Annotated in this window: 16 protein-coding genes; 7 read left to right on the top strand and 9 right to left on the bottom strand. The window is 70.6% G+C overall.

Features of this window, described 5'->3' with window-relative positions; translation table 11 throughout:
- The first annotated feature begins 200 nt into the window (after nucleotides 1–200).
- The gene (gene cimA, locus SMA5143A_RS22050; protein WP_107464606.1) at nucleotides 201–1,805 is read left to right on the top strand and encodes a citramalate synthase; all 1,605 of its coding nucleotides are present in this window, start codon (nucleotides 201–203) and stop codon (nucleotides 1,803–1,805) included.
- A 218-nt stretch (nucleotides 1,806–2,023) separates the two neighbouring features.
- Nucleotides 2,024–3,415 (top strand): hypothetical protein, encoded by a 1,392-nt coding sequence (locus SMA5143A_RS22045; RefSeq protein WP_107464605.1) that lies wholly within the window; start codon nucleotides 2,024–2,026, stop codon nucleotides 3,413–3,415.
- Nucleotides 3,416–3,526: 111 nt separating this feature from the next.
- On the opposite strand, the gene SMA5143A_RS22040 is transcribed toward SMA5143A_RS22045, so the two are convergent.
- Nucleotides 3,527–4,312: a S1 family peptidase gene (locus SMA5143A_RS22040; RefSeq protein ID WP_107464604.1), complete on the bottom strand. Its 786-nt coding sequence runs from the start codon at nucleotides 4,310–4,312 to the stop codon at nucleotides 3,527–3,529.
- 245 nt (nucleotides 4,313–4,557) lie between these two features.
- Here SMA5143A_RS22040 and SMA5143A_RS22035 point away from each other — a divergent pair, with 245 nt between their 5' ends.
- Nucleotides 4,558–5,169 (top strand): YdeI/OmpD-associated family protein, encoded by a 612-nt coding sequence (locus SMA5143A_RS22035; protein ID WP_107464603.1) that lies wholly within the window; start codon nucleotides 4,558–4,560, stop codon nucleotides 5,167–5,169.
- Nucleotides 5,170–5,271: 102 nt separating this feature from the next.
- Here SMA5143A_RS22035 and SMA5143A_RS22030 read toward each other — a convergent pair whose 3' ends face one another.
- The gene (locus SMA5143A_RS22030; protein ID WP_107464602.1) at nucleotides 5,272–5,892 is read right to left on the bottom strand and encodes a YceI family protein; all 621 of its coding nucleotides are present in this window, start codon (nucleotides 5,890–5,892) and stop codon (nucleotides 5,272–5,274) included.
- A gap of 146 nt (nucleotides 5,893–6,038) precedes the next feature.
- Between SMA5143A_RS22030 and SMA5143A_RS22025 the strand changes: the two genes are divergently transcribed.
- The 4 genes from SMA5143A_RS22025 (at nucleotide 6,039) to SMA5143A_RS22010 (ending at nucleotide 11,065) form a co-directional block, all read left to right on the top strand.
- The gene (locus SMA5143A_RS22025; protein WP_107464601.1) at nucleotides 6,039–8,393 is read left to right on the top strand and encodes a polysaccharide lyase 8 family protein; all 2,355 of its coding nucleotides are present in this window, start codon (nucleotides 6,039–6,041) and stop codon (nucleotides 8,391–8,393) included.
- Between the two features lie 164 nt (nucleotides 8,394–8,557).
- Nucleotides 8,558–10,141 carry an acyl-CoA carboxylase subunit beta gene (locus SMA5143A_RS22020; protein ID WP_099970769.1) on the top strand — a complete coding sequence of 528 codons (1,584 nt, stop codon included), beginning with the start codon at nucleotides 8,558–8,560 and terminating at the stop codon, nucleotides 10,139–10,141.
- 57 nt (nucleotides 10,142–10,198) lie between these two features.
- Complete coding sequence (locus SMA5143A_RS22015) at nucleotides 10,199–10,390, top strand: acyl-CoA carboxylase epsilon subunit (RefSeq protein WP_055713145.1); 192 nt, start codon at nucleotides 10,199–10,201, stop codon at nucleotides 10,388–10,390.
- Nucleotides 10,391–10,498: 108 nt separating this feature from the next.
- Nucleotides 10,499–11,065: a hypothetical protein gene (locus tag SMA5143A_RS22010; protein WP_107464600.1), complete on the top strand. Its 567-nt coding sequence runs from the start codon at nucleotides 10,499–10,501 to the stop codon at nucleotides 11,063–11,065.
- 90 nt (nucleotides 11,066–11,155) lie between these two features.
- Here the strand turns inward: SMA5143A_RS22010 and SMA5143A_RS22005 are convergent, their stop codons facing one another.
- The 7 genes from SMA5143A_RS22005 to SMA5143A_RS21975 form a co-directional block, all read right to left on the bottom strand.
- Nucleotides 11,156–11,737, bottom strand: a complete 582-nt coding sequence (locus SMA5143A_RS22005) for a GTP-binding protein (protein WP_009314218.1) — start codon at nucleotides 11,735–11,737, stop codon at nucleotides 11,156–11,158.
- The gene (locus SMA5143A_RS22000; protein ID WP_107464599.1) at nucleotides 11,718–12,287 is read right to left on the bottom strand and encodes a DUF742 domain-containing protein; all 570 of its coding nucleotides are present in this window, start codon (nucleotides 12,285–12,287) and stop codon (nucleotides 11,718–11,720) included. Before SMA5143A_RS22000 ends, SMA5143A_RS22005 begins: the two co-directional genes overlap by 20 nt.
- Before the next feature lie 98 nt (nucleotides 12,288–12,385).
- Nucleotides 12,386–12,799 carry a roadblock/LC7 domain-containing protein gene (locus SMA5143A_RS21995; protein ID WP_004983065.1) on the bottom strand — a complete coding sequence of 138 codons (414 nt, stop codon included), beginning with the start codon at nucleotides 12,797–12,799 and terminating at the stop codon, nucleotides 12,386–12,388.
- Between the two features lie 10 nt (nucleotides 12,800–12,809).
- On the bottom strand, nucleotides 12,810–16,022 hold the full coding sequence (locus SMA5143A_RS21990; RefSeq protein WP_181361964.1) for a sensor histidine kinase: 3,213 nt from the start codon (nucleotides 16,020–16,022) through the stop codon (nucleotides 12,810–12,812).
- A gap of 399 nt (nucleotides 16,023–16,421) precedes the next feature.
- Nucleotides 16,422–16,997, bottom strand: a complete 576-nt coding sequence (locus SMA5143A_RS21985) for a GTP-binding protein (RefSeq protein WP_055714096.1) — start codon at nucleotides 16,995–16,997, stop codon at nucleotides 16,422–16,424.
- Entirely contained in the window at nucleotides 16,978–17,376 is a 399-nt protein-coding gene (locus SMA5143A_RS21980; RefSeq protein ID WP_009314205.1) for a DUF742 domain-containing protein, read from the bottom strand. Before SMA5143A_RS21980 ends, SMA5143A_RS21985 begins: the two co-directional genes overlap by 20 nt.
- 111 nt (nucleotides 17,377–17,487) lie before the next feature.
- Entirely contained in the window at nucleotides 17,488–17,901 is a 414-nt protein-coding gene (locus tag SMA5143A_RS21975) for a roadblock/LC7 domain-containing protein (RefSeq protein ID WP_003973453.1), read from the bottom strand.
- Nucleotides 17,902–17,908: the final 7 nt, after the last annotated feature.

Genomic DNA, 17,908 nt, shown 5'->3' with positions numbered 1-17,908 from the left:
TCCGCAGTGACCGCCACGTACGACCACGTACGGGCGGACACCGTCGTCCTCGACCCGCGCGCAGACCTCTCGCACCCGCGAGAGGTTTTTCGCTTTTCTGGCCCACCCCCAGCCGGGAACGCAGCGCGCGGGATGATGGGAGGACGGTGGAGCCGGTCATTCCGGTACAGACCGAGATCCGACATCAGGAGCCGAACACCATGACGGAAACCAGCGAGCTCGACGACTCGTTCCACGTCTTCGACACCACCCTGCGAGACGGCGCCCAGCGTGAGGGCATCAACCTCACCGTCGCCGACAAGCTGGCCATCGCTCGGCACCTGGACGACTTCGGAGTGGGCTTCATCGAGGGCGGCTGGCCGGGCGCCAACCCGAGGGACACCGAGTTCTTCGCCCGCGCCCTGAAGGAGATCGACTTCAAGCACGCCCAGCTCGTCGCCTTCGGCGCCACCCGCCGCGCCGGTGGCAGAGCGAGCGAGGACCCGCAGGTCAAGGCGCTCCTCGACTCCGGCGCCCCGGTGATCACCCTCGTCGCCAAGTCCCACGACCGCCATGTGGAGCTGGCGCTGCGCACCACCCTGGAGGAGAACCTGGAGATGGTCCGCGACACCGTCTCCCACCTCCGGGAGCAGGGCCGCCGGGTCTTCGTCGACTGCGAGCACTTCTTCGACGGCTACCGCGCCAACCCCGAGTACGCCAAGTCCGTCGTCCGCGCCGCCGCCGACGCCGGCGCCGACGTCGTGATCCTCTGCGACACCAACGGCGGGATGCTCCCCGCCCAGGTCCAGGCCGTCGTCTCCACCGTCCTCGCCGACACCGGCGCCCGGCTCGGCATCCACGCCCAGGACGACACCGGTTGCGCGGTCGCCAACACCCTCTCCGCCGTCGACGCGGGCGCCACCCACGTCCAGTGCACGGCCAACGGCTACGGCGAACGCGTCGGCAACTCCAACCTCTTCCCGGTCGTCGCGGCCCTGGAGCTGAAGTACGGCAAGAAGGTCCTCCCCGACGGCGCCCTGCGCGAGATGACCCGCATCTCCCACGCGATCGCCGAGGTCGTCAACCTGACGCCCTCCACGCATCAGCCGTACGTGGGTGTCTCCGCCTTCGCGCACAAGGCGGGCCTGCACGCCTCCGCCATCAAGGTCGACCCCGACCTGTACCAGCACATCGACCCCGAGCAGGTCGGCAACACCATGCGGATGCTGGTCTCCGACATGGCGGGCCGCGCCTCCATCGAGCTCAAGGGCAAGGAGCTGGGCGTCGACCTCGGCGGCGACCGGGAGCTGATCGGCCGGGTCGTCGAGCGGGTCAAGGAGCGCGAACTCAAGGGCTACACCTACGAGGCGGCGGACGCGTCGTTCGAGCTGCTGCTGCGCGAGGAGGTGGCCGGCAAGCCGCTGCGCTACTTCAGCACCGAGTCCTGGCGCGCGATCGTCGAGGACCGCCCCGACGGCAGCCACGCCAACGAGGCCACCGTCAAACTGTGGGCCAAGAGCGAGCGCATCGTCGCCACCGCCGAGGGCAACGGCCCGGTCAACGCCCTCGACCGCGCCCTGCGCGTCGCCCTGGAGCGGATCTACCCCCAGCTCGCCAAGATGGAGCTGGTCGACTACAAGGTCCGCATCCTGGAGGGCAAGCACGGCACCAACTCCACGACCCGCGTACTGATCTCCACCACCGACGGCGCCGGCGAGTGGTCCACGGTGGGCGTCGCCGAGAACGTCATCGCCGCCTCCTGGCAGGCCCTGGAGGACGCCTACACGTACGGCCTGCTCCGGGCCGGGGTCGAACCCGCGGAGTGACCACCGGCCAGGCCGATGGGCCGCGCGCCGGGGAACGGGGCGCGGCCTCGTCCGTTCCGCGCGCAGGCGGGGCCGGGGCGCGGCCTGTGTCCGTCCCACGCCGGCGGAATCCCTGTCGGCGACACGGCGCCCGGCGCCGCGGCCGGAGCCGCCTCCCGGTTCCGGTTCCGGGCGGTCCGATCGTCCGTTTTGTCGGTGACCGAGGTAGCTTCGAAGGTATGAAGGGCGCACCGGTCCGGCCTCTGACCCGTCTCCTGATCGTGCCGCTCATCGCCGCCGCCCTGGCGGTGCTGGCGGTCGGTGCGCCGGGCGCCCGCGCGGCCACGGACCTCTCGACGGTGGCCGCCGCCCTGCGTGAGAGCCCCGTCTACGTCGACCCGGCCGCCTCCGGTCTGCTCGCCGCGTCGGACGCCGAAACGCTCGCGGACAAGATCGTCGACGCGGACGAGCCGGTCTTCGTGGCGGTCCTCCCGGCCGGCTACCCCACCCAGGACCTCTTCCGCAACCTCCGCACGGAGACCGGCATCACCGGCCTGTACGCCATCCGCCTCGGCGACCGCTTCGACGCGAGGGCCGACGCGAGCGTCCTGAGCCCGCGGACCGTGTCCAACCTGGTCGCCGCGGCACAGGGCGCGGGTGACGCCAAGGCCCAGCTCAACGACTTCGTGGACGACGCCCTGCGCAGCAACCCGGGCGGCACGGCCCCGTCCAGCTGGAGCGGTGGCGGGGGCGGGGGCGCCGGTGTGGACGTCGGCGCCCTGGCCGCCGCCGGCGCGGTGGTGGCTGCGGGCGGTGTCGGCGCGTACGCCCTGGTCCGCCGGCGGCGCCGCCGGGAGGAGGCGGAGCGCCGCGCGGCCCTGGAGAAGCTGCGCGTGGTGGTCGACGAGGACATCACCGCCTTCGGCGAGGAACTCGACCGGCTGGACTTCCACCCCGCCGAGGCGGGCGCGGACGACGCGATGCGCGCCGACTACGAGCGGGGCCTCGACGCCTACGAGCAGGCGAAATCGCTGATGGCGGCGGCCACCCGCCCCGAGGACGTGCGCGCGGTCACCCAGGCCCTGGAGGACGGCCGCTTCTCCCTCGCCCTGCTGGCCGCCCGCCGGGAGGGCCGTCCGCTGCCCGAACGCCGTGCGCCCTGCTTCTTCGACCCCCGCCACGGCCCGTCGGTCGCCGACGTCCTGTGGACCCCGCCGCTCGGCGGCGCGTCCCGCGAGGTCCCGGTGTGCGCGGCGGACGAGGCCCGGCTGGCGGACGGCCAGGAGCCCATGGTCCGCGAGGTGGAGACGGTCTCCGGCACCCGCCGCCCCTACTGGGACGCGGGCCCCGCCTACGGCCCCTGGGCGGGCGGCTACTTCGGCGGCGGCATCCTCCCCGGCCTCCTCGTCGGCACGATGCTCGGCAGCATGATGGCCACCCCCTCCTACGCGGCCGTCTACGGCGCCGGCTACGGAGACTTCGGCGCGGACGGAGGCTACGGCGGCGGCTACGGCGGCGGTGACGTCTCCGGCGGCGACTTCAACACGGACGACTTCTCCGGCGGCTTCGGCGGCGGCGACTTCGGAGGGGGCGGCGACTTCGGTGGAGGGGACTTCGGCGGCGGCTTCTGAGCACGGACGAGTGACGAGGGACGGGTGACGAGTACGGGCACGGGCCCGGCGCGCCGAGCGCCGGGCCCGTGGGCGTCGTACGGAGTGGTGCCGGGGGCGCCGGGACGCCGGTCAGAGCGTGGCGGCGGCCGACGCTATCTGGGAGGCGAAGGTCGAGACCTCGGAGTAGACACCCGGGGCGTTGGGCCGGGCGCAGCCCTCGCCCCAGCTGACGATGCCGACCTGGATCCAGGCGCCGGCGTTGTCGCGGCGGAACATCGGGCCGCCCGAGTCGCCCTGGCAGGTGTCGACACCGCCCGAGGCGAAGCCGGCGCAGATCTCCTCGCCGGCGACGAGGTCGCTGTAGAGGCCGCCGTAGTTGCGGCAGGTCGCGTCACTGATGAACGGGACCGTCGCCTTGAGCATGTAGCGCTGCTGGGCGCCGCCCTCGCGGGCCGCTCCCCAGCCGGCGATGGTGAAGTCACCGGTGTTGTACTGGGTGTTGGTGGCGATCTTCAGGGTCGGCAGGTTGATCGGCTGGGCGAGCTTGATGAGGGCCCAGTCCTTGCCGGTGCCGTTGTAGCCGGGGGCGCGGTACACCTTCGTGGAGCGGACCTGGACCCGCCCGCTGGTGCTCTGGAGGTCCACCACACCGGCGGTGGCCGTGATGCTCGTGTTGTTCCCGGTCGCGCCGACACAGTGCGCGGCGGTGAGGACGATCTGCTGCGTGTACAGCGCGCCGCCACAGCCCATCGACAACCGGACCATGAACGGGAACTCGCCCTGCGCCGCGCGTGTGCCGCCGACGACCGGTGACGGGGCGGCCTGGGCCGCCGAGACCGGCTGGAGGCTGGCGATGGCGAGCGCGGCGGCGCCGACGGCGGCGCATCTCTTCAGGGCGGTGATGAGTCGCTTCAAGGTGATGCCTTCCGTGGGGGGTCGAGCATGCGGGACTCGTGCAACCGAACCCAGACTTGACGAGAGCATGCCAAATCAGACGGCGCCGGGGAGCGCCGCATGCTGGCATGCTCAAATCAATTTCTGTTGCTGGATTATGAGAACGCCGCAACCCCTCACACAAGAGGTTCGAACCAGCCACCTGGTTTCCCGTTGTGTCCGCCTCTAGGACAGGAACTGTCCTACAAGCCGTCTAGCGTGGCCTTATGGTCACTCACGACAGCACCGGGGCCCCCGCGTCCGACGAAACCCACGTGCCCGAGGACGCGCTGGCGTTCGAGGACGCCGACCGGCTCGACGCATGGCTGGGCGCCCATCCCGCGCCGCACCCCGGCCTGTGGGTGAAGGTCGCCAAGAAGGGGAGCGGGATCCCGTCCGTCGGCGCCGGGGAGGTCAATGACGTCGCCCTCTGCCACGGCTGGATCACCGGGCACCGGCGCCGGTTCGACGAGACCCGCTATCTGCAGCGGATCACACCGCGCAGGCCGCGCAGCGACTGGTCGATGGTGAACGTGCGCAGGGTCGAGGAACTGACCGCCGAGGGCCGGATGCGCCCCGGCGGTCTCGCGGAGGTCGACGCCGCGAAGGCGGACGGGCGCTGGGCGTCGGCGTACGCGTCACAGAAGGAGGCGGCCGTACCGGAGGATCTGGAAGCGGCCCTCGCGGACCGACCTCGGGCCCGACAGGCGTTCGACCGGCTCGGGAGGACCGACCGGTATCTCCTCGTGCTGGCCCTGCTCAAGGCTCGTACGCCCCGGACGCGTGCCGCCCGGCTGGGGGCGGCACTGGAGAGGCTGGAGTCGGGCCTGCCGGAGTGAGGACGGGCCGCTCCCCGCCAGGTGGCCGGCCGCTCCCCGACAGGTGGCCGGCCGGTCCTCGGTGGGTCGCCGGCCGGTCCGTCCCGCTTCCCGCGGCCCGGGTCACGCGGCGTCGCGGATCGCCGAGATGTCGAAGCGCAGCTTGATCTTGTCGGAGACCAGTACGCCGCCCGTCTCCAGCGCGGCGTTCCAGGTGAGGCCCCACTCGGAGCGCAGGATCTCCGCCTTGCCCTCGAACCCGACGCGCTCGTTGCCGAAGGGGTCCTTGGCGGCGCCGTTGAACTCCAGGTCGATGGTGAGCGGCTTGGTGGTGCCGAGGATGGAGAGGTCGCCGGTGATGCGGTAGTCGTCGCCGCCGAGCGCCTCCGCGGACGTCGAGCGGAAGGTCATCGTCGGGAACTCGTCCGTCTTGAAGAAGTCCGCGCTCTTGAGGTGGCCGTCCCGGTCGGCGTTGCCGGTGTCGATGCTGTCCATCGTGACGTCGAGAGAGGCGGTCGAGCGGGACGGGTCCGTGCCGTCGAGGTGCAGGGAGCCCGAGAAGTCGAGGAAGCCGCCCTTGACGTTGGTGACCATGGCGTGCCGGGCGACGAAGCCGAGCGTGGTGTGGGACGGGTCGATCGTGTAGTCGCCGGTCAGCGCGGCCGACTCGGGGTTCACCGGGGAGGCGGTCGCCACGGCCGTCTCGGAGGCGGCGGTGTCGTTCTTGCGGCCGAAGATGCTCATGACGTACTCCTTGGTGGTGGCTCGTTCAATGTTCAACTAACTGAACAAGGCCCACCGTAGGCCTATTCCGTTCAACTTTCAACCTTGTCGAGTGGGTGATCACCGGGTTACGCAGCGTTGATCCGCGTTCCCGGAGGTGATACGGCATGGGCATGGCCCCCACGCGTCGTACGTTCCTGCTCGCCGCGACCCTGGCGGCGGCCCCCACCCCTACTCTCGCGCACGCCGCACTCTCCTCCGCCGACGAGTTCGAGGCGCTCCGCCACCGCTGGCTCGCCATCGCGCTGGGCGCCGGCTACGACCCCACCGCCGAGCCCTACGCCTCCCGCCTCCGGGAGACCGGTGAGCTGGCCCGGGGCTTCCGGACGACCATGGCGCCCGCCCCCCGCTCCCTGTGGCCCGACCGCCCGTTCGACCCGCCCGCCGGCATCACCCAGAGCTACGCGCGGCTGTGGACGATGACCCAGGCGTACGTCCAGCCGGGCACCGGCTCGGCCGGCGACGCCACCCTTCTCGCGGACATCACCCGAGGCCTCGACCACCTCTTGGAGACCGTCTACAACCCCTCGACCACCCGCTACGGCAACTGGTGGGAGTGGCAGATCGGCAGCCCCCGCCTCCTGACGGACATCGTCGCGGCCCTCCACGACGAGCTGACGCCCGCCCGGCGGGACGCCGCCTGCGCGGCGGTCGACCACTTCGTCCCCGACACGATGCTGCGCGAGTACACCGGCACCTCCACGGGCGCCAACCGGGTCGACCTCTGCCGCTGCGTCGCCCTGCGCGGCATCCTCGGCCGGGCCCCCGGGAAGATCGCTCTCGCCCGGGACGCACTCTCACCGGTCTTCCCGTACGTCACCCAGGGGGACGGGCTCTACGCCGACGGCTCCTTCGTGCAGCACACCTGGGTCGCCTACTCGGGGACGTACGGGCAGGTGATGCTCGATGGACTGGGCCGGCTGTTCGCCCTGCTGGCCGGGTCCTCCTGGCAGGTCACCGACCCGGGCCGGCAGATCGTCCTCGACAGCGTCGAACGGGCGTACGCCCCGCTCATCCATGACGGCCTGGCCATGGACACCGTCAACGGACGGGCCATCAGCCGCGGACACCTCAAGAGCGACGACCGGCACGTCCTGCGGGGCGACCACTTCCATGGAGGGGCGCTCATCGCGGCGATCACCCTTCTCGCGCTGGGCGCCGGCGCGGCCGAGCGCGAGCGGTGGCACGGGCGGGTCAAGGGGTGGATCGAACGCGATACGGTGAGCCCGTTCCTCACCGCCCCCCAGTTCGGCGTCGCCGATCTGGCCCGGCTCCACGCCGTCGCGGCGTCCCCGGTGCCGCCCGCCCCCGACCCCGTCGGGCACACCCTCTTCGCCGCCATGGACCGCGCCGTCCACCGCCGCCCCGGCTTCGTGGCCGCCCTCGCCATGGCCTCCGACCGCATCGCCCACTACGAGTGCGGCAACGGCGAGAACCCACGCGGCTGGCACACCGGAGCCGGGATGACCCTGTGGTGGCCCACGGGGCGCCGCACCCGATCCGATCAGTACACCGACTGGTTCTGGCCGACCGTCGACTGGTACCGGCTCCCCGGCACGACCGTCTCCACCAAGCGCCTCGCCGACAAGGAGGGCGGCGAGTGGGGCGCACCGAAGCCCGCCGTACGGTGGGTCGGCGGCACCACGGACGGCACGTACGCGGCGATCGGCCAGCACCTCAAAGGGCTGGGCTCCACCCTCCAGGCCCACAAGTCGTGGTTCTGCGTCGACGACTGCGTCATCTGCCTCGGCGCGGGGATCAGCTGCGCGGACGGCGTCCCGGTCGAGACCGTCGTCGACAACCGCAACCTGGGCCACCCCGATGACAGCGCCGGCGGGCGCCACCCCTTCGTCCAGGGCCCGGGCTGGGCCCACCTGGCGGGCCACGGCGGCTGGGTCCTGCCCGGCCGCACCCGGGCGGACCTGCGCACCCTCCGCGAGGACCGCACCGGCGCCTGGTCCGACATCAACACCGGCGGCACCACCGAACGCCGCACCCGACGCTGGCAGACCCTGTGGCTGGACCACGGCACCGACCCCACCGACGCGGGCTACGTCTACGTCCTCATGCCCGGGGCGTCCCGCAGCGCCGTCGCCGCCCGTGCCGTCGACCGGCGGTGGTTGTCGGTCCTCGCCAACGACAGCGCGTGCCAGGCGGTCCACGTCGCCCCGCTCGGGGTGACGGCGGCGAACTTCTGGACGGCCGGCCGGGCCGGACCGCTCACCGCCTCGGCCGGCGCGAGCGTCCTCGTCCGCCGCCGGGGCCGCACCGCTACCCTCTGCGTGAGCGAACCGCCGCGCACCGGCGAGCCGGTCGAGATCACCTGGAACGGCCCGGTCCGCTCGGTGGCCCGGACCGACGCCGGCGTCGAGGTGCTGGAGACGGCGGAGCGCCGCGTACGGCTTCGCGTGAGCCCCGGCACCGCCTGCGCCACCCACACCTGTGAGGTGACTCTCGCCTGAGGCGACCACCCGCCTTTGTGAGACCCCGACAAGCCGCACACCCCCTGAGCAGTCGGGTCGGCTGCATGCCGGAACTGTTCTGTTCAGGGGTACCAGGAAAACGCGCCGGAGACTGTACGGAGTCAACGGCCCGGTTTTCTTGTTCGGCTTCGTAAGGTCGCTACATGACCGTTTTGGATGAGGCGCTGGGTGAGCCGACGGACGCGCGTGGGCGAGTGGCCGAACTGCACGAGATTCGTGCGCAGGCGATCGCCGGCCCGAGCGAGAAGGCGACCGAGGCGCAGCACGCCAAGGGCAAGCTGACCTCCCGGGAGCGCATCGAGCTGCTGCTCGACCCGGGCTCCTTCAACGAGGTCGAGCAGCTGCGTCGGCACCGGGCCTCGGGCTTCGGTCTGGAGGCCAAGAAGCCGTACACCGACGGTGTCGTCACCGGCTGGGGCACGGTGGAGGGCCGCACGGTCTTCGTCTACGCCCATGACTTCCGTATCTTCGGCGGCGCCCTCGGCGAGGCCCACGCCACCAAGATCCACAAGATCATGGACATGGCCATCGCGGCCGGCGCCCCGCTGGTCTCCCTCAACGACGGCGCCGGCGCCCGTATCCAGGAGGGCGTCTCCGCCCTCGCCGGCTACGGCGGCATCTTCCAGCGCAACACCAAGGCCTCCGGTGTCATCCCGCAGATCAGCGTGATGCTCGGCCCCTGCGCGGGCGGCGCGGCCTACAGCCCCGCCCTGACCGACTTCGTGTTCATGGTCCGTGAGACCTCGCAGATGTTCATCACCGGCCCGGACGTCGTCAAGGCCGTCACCGGCGAGGAGATCACCCAGAACGGCCTCGGCGGCGCGGACGTGCACGCCGAGACCAGCGGTGTCGCGCACTTCGCGTACGACGACGAGGAGACCTGCATCGCCGAGGTGCGCTACCTCCTGGCGATGCTCCCGCAGAACAACCGTGAGAACCCCCCGCGTGTGGAGGCCACCGACCCGGTGGACCGCCGCAGCGACGTCCTCCTCGACCTGGTCCCCGCGGACGGCAACCGGCCCTACGACATGGCCAAGGTCATCGAGGAGATCGTCGACGACGGCGACTACCTGGAGGTCCACGAGCGCTGGGCCCGCAACATCATCTGCGCCCTCGGCCGGCTCGACGGCCAGGTGGTCGGCATCGTCGCCAACCAGCCGCAGACCCTCGCGGGTGTCCTCGACATCGAGGCCAGCGAGAAGGCCGCGCGCTTCGTGCAGATGTGCGACGCCTTCAACATCCCGATCGTCACTCTTCTGGACGTCCCCGGCTTCCTGCCTGGTGTAGACCAGGAGCACGGTGGAATCATCCGCCACGGCGCGAAGCTCCTGTACGCCTACTGCAACGCGACCGTGCCGAGGATCTCCCTGATCCTTCGGAAGGCCTACGGAGGTGCGTACATCGTCATGGACAGCCAGTCCATCGGTGCCGACCTCACCTACGCGTGGCCCACCAACGAGATCGCGGTGATGGGCGCCGAGGGTGCCGCCAACGTCATCTTCCGCCGGCAGATCGCCGACGCCGAGGACCCCGAGGCGATGCGCGTCCGCATGGTCAAGGAGTACAAGGCCGAGCTGATGCACCCGTACTACGCGGCCGAGCGTGGCCTCGTGGACGACGTCATCGACCCCGCGGACACCCGCTCCGTGCTCATCCGCTCCCTGGCGATGCTCCACACGAAGCACGCCGACCTGCCCTCCCGCAAGCACGGCAACCCGCCGCAGTAATCCGCCGGTTCCCTCACCGTACCCCTGCGGAAACCTCATCCACGGAGACTGACTTCCATGAAGCTTCCTGATATTCGCGTCGAGAAGGGCCACGCCGAACCCGAGGAAGTGGCCGCGATCACCGCGCTGCTCCTCGCCCGCGCGGCCGCCAGGCCCGCCGAGACCCCGGCCCACCGCGGCCGCGCCCGCGCCGGCTGGCGCCGCCTGGAGCGCGAGCCCGGCTTCCGCGCCCCGCACAGCTGGCGGTGACCTCACGGCACCCAGCCGTCCGAAGGCCCCGGCGCCCCCGACAAGGGGAGCGACCGGGGCCTTCGCGTACGTAAGGTGACCCGGACCGAACGGCCAGGGGGAGAGGGCATGGGCGTACCGTCCGAGCTGGAGAAGACCGTGGCGCGAGCCGACGCGCTGCTGAAGCCGATCGCCCACCGCCCCGTGGACCTCACCGACCCCACCTGGCAGACGCGGCTACGAGAAGGGCCGCGCCCCCTCGACGAGGCGAACGTCCGCGAACAGGCGGAGACGGCGCTCTGCGACCTCCTCGACCTGTACGAACACAGCGACGAGCCGGTCCGCGCCGCCGTCCGCGCCCTCCTGCGCCGCTACGCCTCCTTCACCTGGGCCACGAGCCTGCCGCCCGCCCGCACCCCGGAGTCGTTCCGCCGCGAACTGCTCCTCCTCTCCGCCCGGGACCACGGCCACGACACGAGGGACGAGCTGGTCACCCTGCACGACCTGAGCCGGCGGGCCGCCGAGGCCGGAGTGGACCTGCGTCCCCTCCTGCTGGAGGTGGCAGCCCTCTCCAGCACGGAGAACCGCCACGGCACGGGCTCGCTCAGGGAGATCCTCACAGCCGCCGCCCAGCACCACCAAGGGGCGCGGGGAACCGCGCGACCCAGCACGACGAGCCCGCGGTCCCCGACCTGATCCACCCCCACGGCGACGGGCGGGACCCTGGCAACACGAAAGGGCCCCTCTCGAAAGAGGGACCCCTTCGTACGGCTGAGCGTCGCAGACCTACCGCAGGCGCGCCATCAGCGCATGCTCGACCAGAGTGATCAGCGCCGACTTCGCGTCGGCCCGGTGCCGCGCGTCGGTCGTGATGATCGGCGTGTCGGGCCCGATCTGCAGCGCCTCACGGACCTCGTCCGGGTTGTACGGCTGCTGACCGTCGAAGCCGTTCAGGGCGATGACGAACGGCAGCCCGCTGTTCTCGAAGTAGTCGACCGCCGGGAAGCAGTCGGCCAGCCGCCGGGTGTCGACGAGCACGATCGCGCCGATGGCGCCACGGACCAGGTCGTCCCACATGAACCAGAAACGGTCCTGGCCGGGCGTGCCGAACAGGTACAGGATCAGGTCCTGGTCCAGGGTGATACGGCCGAAGTCCATGGCGACGGTGGTCGTCGTCTTGTCTCCGGTGTGGGTGAGGTCGTCGATGCCCGCGGAAGCGGACGTCATCACGGCCTCGGTACGCAGCGGGTTGATCTCCGAGACGGCCCCGACGAACGTGGTCTTGCCCACGCCGAAGCCACCCGCCACCACGATCTTCGCTGAGGTGGTGGAGCGGGAAGGACCGCCGCTAGAGCTTGCGAAGTCCACTGAGCACCCTTTCGAGCAGTGTCACGTCTGGCTGGCCGCCGGCGTTCTCGTCGCCGCCGGGCTGATGGATGGCGACCAGGCCCGCCTCCGCCAAGTCGGCGACGAGGATCCTGGCCACGCCGAGAGGGATCGTCAGCAGGGCCGAGATCTCGGCCACCGACTTGATCTCCCGGCAGAGGTTGCAGATCCGCTGATGCTCGGGCAGCTGGCCCTGCATCTGGTGCGGCTGCGCGGTGGTGTGCACCAGCGCCTCGATGGCGAGCTGGTAGCGCGGCCTGGTGCGGCCGCCCGTCATGGCGTACGGGCGCACCAGGGGGTTGCTCGCCCCTCCCGCGGGAGACGGCTCGGGGCCGCGGCGCTGCGGCTGTACCGGCTGGATGCGCGGCGCCGGAGGCTGGTCGTACGGCGAAGGGCCGGGGCCCTGCGGTGCGTACGGCTGCTGGCGGCTCGGTGCGGAGGGGAAGTTGTACCGATTCTGGTCACCCTGGCCCGGCCCCTGGCCAGGGTAGGACCAGTTGCCCGACGATGAACCGCCTGGGGGTGTTGCCACGTTCTCTCCTCCTCCGACTGTGCTGGCATCCATGGCTCATTGGAAGCCGCGTCCCGAAACCTTACGGCCCCGGGACGCCAAAACGCACCGTCTCACTGTTAGTTGAGCAGGCTGCCCTGGAGCTCCGCACGAAGATCGGGCGTCAGGACCGTGCCGGCACGGTCCACCAGAAGGGCCATCTCGTACCCGATGAGGCCGATGTCGGCTTCCGGATGTGCGAGAACGGCGAGCGAGGAACCGTCGGAAATGGACATGATGAACAGGAATCCCCGCTCCATCTCCACAACCGTCTGATTGACGCTGCCACCTTCGAAAATGCGGGAGGCACCCGCGGTCAGAGAGGTCAGACCCGACGCGACGGCCGCCAGCTGGTCGGCTCGGTCGCGCGGAAACCCTTCGGACATCGCCAGAAGGAGTCCGTCGGCGGAGACCACCACCGTGTGGGACACCCCGGGGGTGTTGTCCACGAAGTTGGTGATCAACCAGTTCAGGTTCTGTGCCGCCTGGCTCATCGGGCTCACACTAACGCTCCTGGTTGTAGGTGCTGTCAGGACCGAAGCCCTGGCCGTTCGTTTCACTGCCTGCGTTGCGTCCTCGCTGGACACCCCGGCGCAGGTTGCTCAGCCTGCCCCGGACGTCCTCGGGGGCGCGGGAGATCTGTGGACCTCCCTGCGGGGTCGCCGTGGCGGCCCCCTCGACCAGATTGGCCTTGGGTACCCGCCGCGGCAGGCCGGAGGAGGTGACCCCGCCCGCCTTCGGCTTCTTCAACTGGGACGCCTGCTGCCAGCGCTCGTCGTTGGCCGAGCGCCAGTCGCCGTTCGGCCCCCCGGTCGTCGGCTGGTCCTGGGACACATCCTGTCGTCCGTTCACGGCGCCCGCGCTCGTGCCGCCCATGCTCGCGGTGGACCCGCGGCGGGGGAGGCCGGCGTCGGTCAGCGCGTGGCCGGCGGAGGGAGTGGATCCCGGACGGTCGAAGCCTACGCGGTCCGGCTCCTTCACGTCAGCGGCCTGCGAAGATTCCGGTTCCGGAGCGTACTCGGAGCGGTAGGAGCTCTGGTAGTCCTGCTGCTGCGGCCAGTCGTCCTGATAGGACGACTCTTCGAAGCCCGAGTAGGTCTCCGGGGTCGCCGGGGCCTGCTCCTCCTGCGCGGGCTCCGCATAGGCGGGCTCCGGGTAACCGCCGGTCGCGGAGAACGGGTCGTTCCCGCCCGGCAGCCGGCCGTTGCCGTTCTGTACGGCGCCGCCCTGACCGAAGTACGCCTCGTCGTACGACGGCTGCTGAGGCTCCTCGTACGCCGTCTGCTGGTCGTAGGCCCGCTGCTGGTCCACATAGGCCGTCGCGCCGTTGTCGTAGGACGGCTCGGGTGCCTGGAAGTCGTCGCCGTAGCGCGGCGGCTCGATGGCCGGGTTCTGACCGTGCGTCTGGGCCTCCAGGGCCGCACGGCGCTCCTCACGCATCAGGGAGCGGCCCACCGGGTCCAGCTCGCGGATGTCGTTGGGTATCTCGTAGCGGCTGTCGTCGAAGCCCAGCTCCGCAGCGGTGCGCATCGGGGCGCTCTGCTGCTGCTGGAACGTGTGCTGCTCCGGGATGATCTGGGAGACCGTGAACTGGTCCACCTGCGGCTGCTGCTCGCCACCGCCACCGTGGGTGATGACGTCCGGGAGCATGACCAGGGAGGTCGTGCCCGCCTGCTCGCCGGAGGGGCGGAGCTGGACGCGGATGCCGTGGCGGTCGGAGAGGCGGCCGACCACGAACAGGCCCATGCGCTGGGAGATCGCGGCGTCCACGGTCGGCGGGTTGGCCAGCTTGTGGTTGATGTCCGCGAAGTCCTCGGCGGTGAGGCCGATGCCCTTGTCGTGGATCTCGATCATCACGCGGCCGTCGGGGAGACGGGTCGCGGTGACGCGGACCTTGGTCTGCGGGGAGGAGAACGTGGTGGCGTTCTCCAGCAGCTCGGCCAGCAGGTGCACGAGGTCGGTGACGGCGCGGCCGTGGATCTCGGCCTCGGGGACACCGGACAGTTCGATGCGCTCGTACTGCTCCACCTCGGAGGAGGCGGCGCGCAGGACGTCGATGAGGGGGACGGGCTGGTCCCAGCGGCGGCCGGGTTCCTCGCCGGCGAGGACCAGGAGGTTCTCGCCGTTGCGGCGCATACGGGTGGCCAGGTGGTCCAGCTTGAAGAGGTTCTCCAGCTGGTCGGGGTCGGCCTCGTTGTTCTCCAGGTCGGTGATGAGGGTCAGCTGGCCCTCGATCAGCGACTGGTTGCGGCGCGAGAGGTTGGTGAAGATCGCGTTGATGTTGCCCCGCAGCAGGGCCTGCTCGGCGGCGAGCCGGACGGCCTCGCGGTGGACCTGGTCGAACGCGCGGGCGACCTCGCCGATCTCGTCCGTGGTGGTGATCGGGATCGGCGCCACCCGGGTGTCCACCCGACCGGGGTCGGTGCGCGAGAGCTGGTCGACCAGCATCGGCAGGCGCTGCTCGGCGATGCCGAAGGCGGCGTTGCGCAGCTGGCGCATCGAGCGGCTCATCTGGCGGGCCATGATCCCGGCGATGATGAACGCGGCGAGCAGGGCGACCACGACGATCGCGCCGTTGATGTAGGCGTCGCGCTGGGCGTCGGAGGCGATCGTGCCGGCCTCGTCCACCGCGCGGTTGATCAGCTCGGTCTCGACCTCGCTGTACCCCTCGAACTTCAGGGTGGAGGCGGCCATCCAGGTGGCCGGGGTGACGCCGATGGCCTTCAGCTCGTCGGGCTTCCGCCCGCTGCCTATCGCCTCGATCATCTTCAGCATGGAGGAGGGCGGCGGGGTGAAGTTCTGCCCCTTGGCCTTGGCCGCGGCCGCGGCGTCGGTGACCTGCTTCTTGCCCTCCTCCTCCTTCTGCTCGAGGACCTGCTGGAGTCGGGCGGCGTCCGCCTCGGTACCACCGGAGACGTACTCCTGGATGGCGACGTTCTCGAGGTAGGCGTACGAGGTGAACGCGGTGACCTGCCGGCGGAAGGTCGTCTCGTCCTCGCTGGGGCGGATCAGCAGGTGCATGCCGATCGCGCGCTGCAGCGAGGCGGCGCCCTTGGCGAGGGCGATCGCGTAGACCGAACGGCCGTAGGCGGTGACGTTGCCGGTGCCGAGGCCGAGCTCGTTGGAGAACTCCATCAGCAGGTGCTCGACGGCGACGTAGCCCTCTTCGGTCTGCACGGGGTCGGCGGCGCGGGTGAACGCGGTCTGCCGGATCTTGTCGAGCTGCGGCTCGGCCTCCTCGACCAGGCGGAGGCGGCGCTCCAGGCCCTGGCCGTCGGGCATCCCCACGACCTCGGTGTGGAAGGCGTCGGCCTTCTCGTCGGTGAAGGCGCGGGCGTCCTTGACGATGTCGCTGTCCCGCTTGCCCTGGAGCAGCGGCTCGGCGGAGAGGTCGCGCTCATTGAGCAGGGCCTCGGCGTACGCGCCGGCGGCGGCCACGATCTTGGCCACCTTCTCGGCGTCGCGGGCCTCCTGCCACGTGTTGATCGATCCCTTGACCTGGAAGCCGCCCATGACGAGGCCGACCAGCACGGGGATGAGCAGGATCGCGTTCAGACGGGTGGGTACCCGCCAGTTGCGAGGGGAGAGACGACTTCCGCTGGGCGCGGGAGCTGCCGTCGGCTCCGGTCCGGTCACTTGTGCGGGGGCCGCTCCGCGCGGCGGCGGGGTGAAGTTGCCCCGCGCCGACGGCTCGGGACCTTTCTTGCTTCGCCTCACTCGACCAACAACCTCTCGGCGCCGGCACCTACGTCGTGCCGCGGGTGACTCCACGCCCTAGTACGTCTTTGACTATTGGGCAGTTCAGGCATTCCAGCACGTCACGTTGCGCACTTCCAAACACTGGGAGGCAACGATTCCGCGTGATGTAAGTCCCAGATAAAACGGTCATACAGAGCGAGCCCCGGCAAAAAGCGGGGCCATTGTGAGCGCAGCGGTACCGATCGACCGCGACGCGTGGTCGTACCACCCTATTTCTCTGTCGAAACGTTATGAACACCGACGCCGACCGTGTCAAACGACACAGTCGGCATCGGTGTATCTACGACAACTGCCGTATGAAGTTGTGGACTTGATCAGTATTTTGCGCCCGGGTGTGGTGTTTTCGGCGCCGTGTCGCTAGCGCAGACGCGCCATGAGGGCGTGCTCGACCAGCGTGATCAGCGCACTCTTGGCGTCCGCGCGGTGCCGGGCGTCGGTCGTGATGATCGGGGTGTCGGGTCCGATCTGCAGCGCCTCGCGCACCTCGTCCGGGGTGTACGGCTGCTGACCGTCGAATCCGTTGAGCGCGATGACGAACGGCAGCCCGCTGTTCTCGAAGTAGTCGACCGCGGGGAAGCAGTCGGCGAGACGGCGGGTGTCCACCAGGACCACGGCGCCGATGGCACCGCGGACCAGGTCGTCCCACATGAACCAGAAACGGTCCTGGCCCGGCGTGCCGAACAGGTACAGGATCAGGTCCTGGTCGAGCGTGATACGTCCGAAGTCCATGGCCACCGTGGTGGTGGTCTTGTCCCCGGTGTGGGTCAGATCGTCGATACCCGCGGACGCGGAGGTCATCACGGCCTCGGTGCGCAGCGGGTTGATCTCGGAGACGGCACCCACGAACGTGGTCTTGCCGACGCCGAAGCCACCGGCCACCACGATCTTCGCGGAGGTGGTGGCCCGACCCTGTTCAGAGCTTGCGAAGTCCACTGAGCACCCTTTCCAGCAGAGTCACGTCCGGCGCGCCACCGGCGTTCTCGTCGCCACCGGGCTGGTGGATCGCGACGAGTCCGGCCTCCGCGAGGTCCGCGACGAGGATCCGTGCCACACCGAGCGGCATGGACAGCAGGGCCGACACCTCGGCCACCGACTTGACCTCGTGGCACAGGTGGCAGATCCGCTGGTGCTCGGGAAGCAGCCCCATCAGGTGCGCGGGGTCTGCCGTCGTGCTGATCAGCGCCTCAAGGGCGAGCTGGTAACGCGGCCGCGTCCGGCCACCGGTCATGGCGTACGGCCGAACCAGCGGCTGGTCGCCCTCGTCTCCGTACGGCTCTGCGTACGGATCGTGAGGAGCGGTGGGCGGGGTCATTGATCCTCCGAGCGGGACAGCAAGTCGGTCAGTCGTGCCGTCTGACGGGGGCCGGTGGGGGGACTGTGGCGGCCGGACGGTGATGTGGTGAGTTCTGTGGATCCGCAGGCGTCAGTGGAGCAGACTGCCTTGGAGTTCGGCGCGCAGGTCGGGTGTGAGCACCGCGCCCGCACGGTCGACGAGCAGCGCCATCTCGTAGCCGACGAGGCCGATGTCGCACTCGGGGTGGGCCAGGACGGCCAAGGACGAGCCGTCCGAGACGGACATGAGGAAGAGGAAGCCGCGCTCCATCTCCACGACCGTCTGGGCCACGTTCCCGCCCTCGAAGATCCGGGACGCCCCGGCCGTGAGTGACGTGAGCCCGGAGGCGACGGCGGCGAGCTGGTCGGCGCGATCGCGCGGGAACCCTTCCGACATCGCCAGGAGGAGACCGTCGGCGGACACGACGACGGTGTGGGACACCCCGGGGGTGTTGTCCACGAAGTTGGTGATCAACCAGTTGAGGTTCTGTGCCGCCTGGCTCATCTGGCTC

The sequence above is a fragment of the Streptomyces sp. MA5143a genome (assembly GCF_900290235.1).
Lineage (GTDB): Bacteria > Actinomycetota > Actinomycetes > Streptomycetales > Streptomycetaceae > Streptomyces.
Note: the sequence above shows the minus strand (reverse complement) of the source record. Positions and strands in the feature narration are given on the sequence as shown.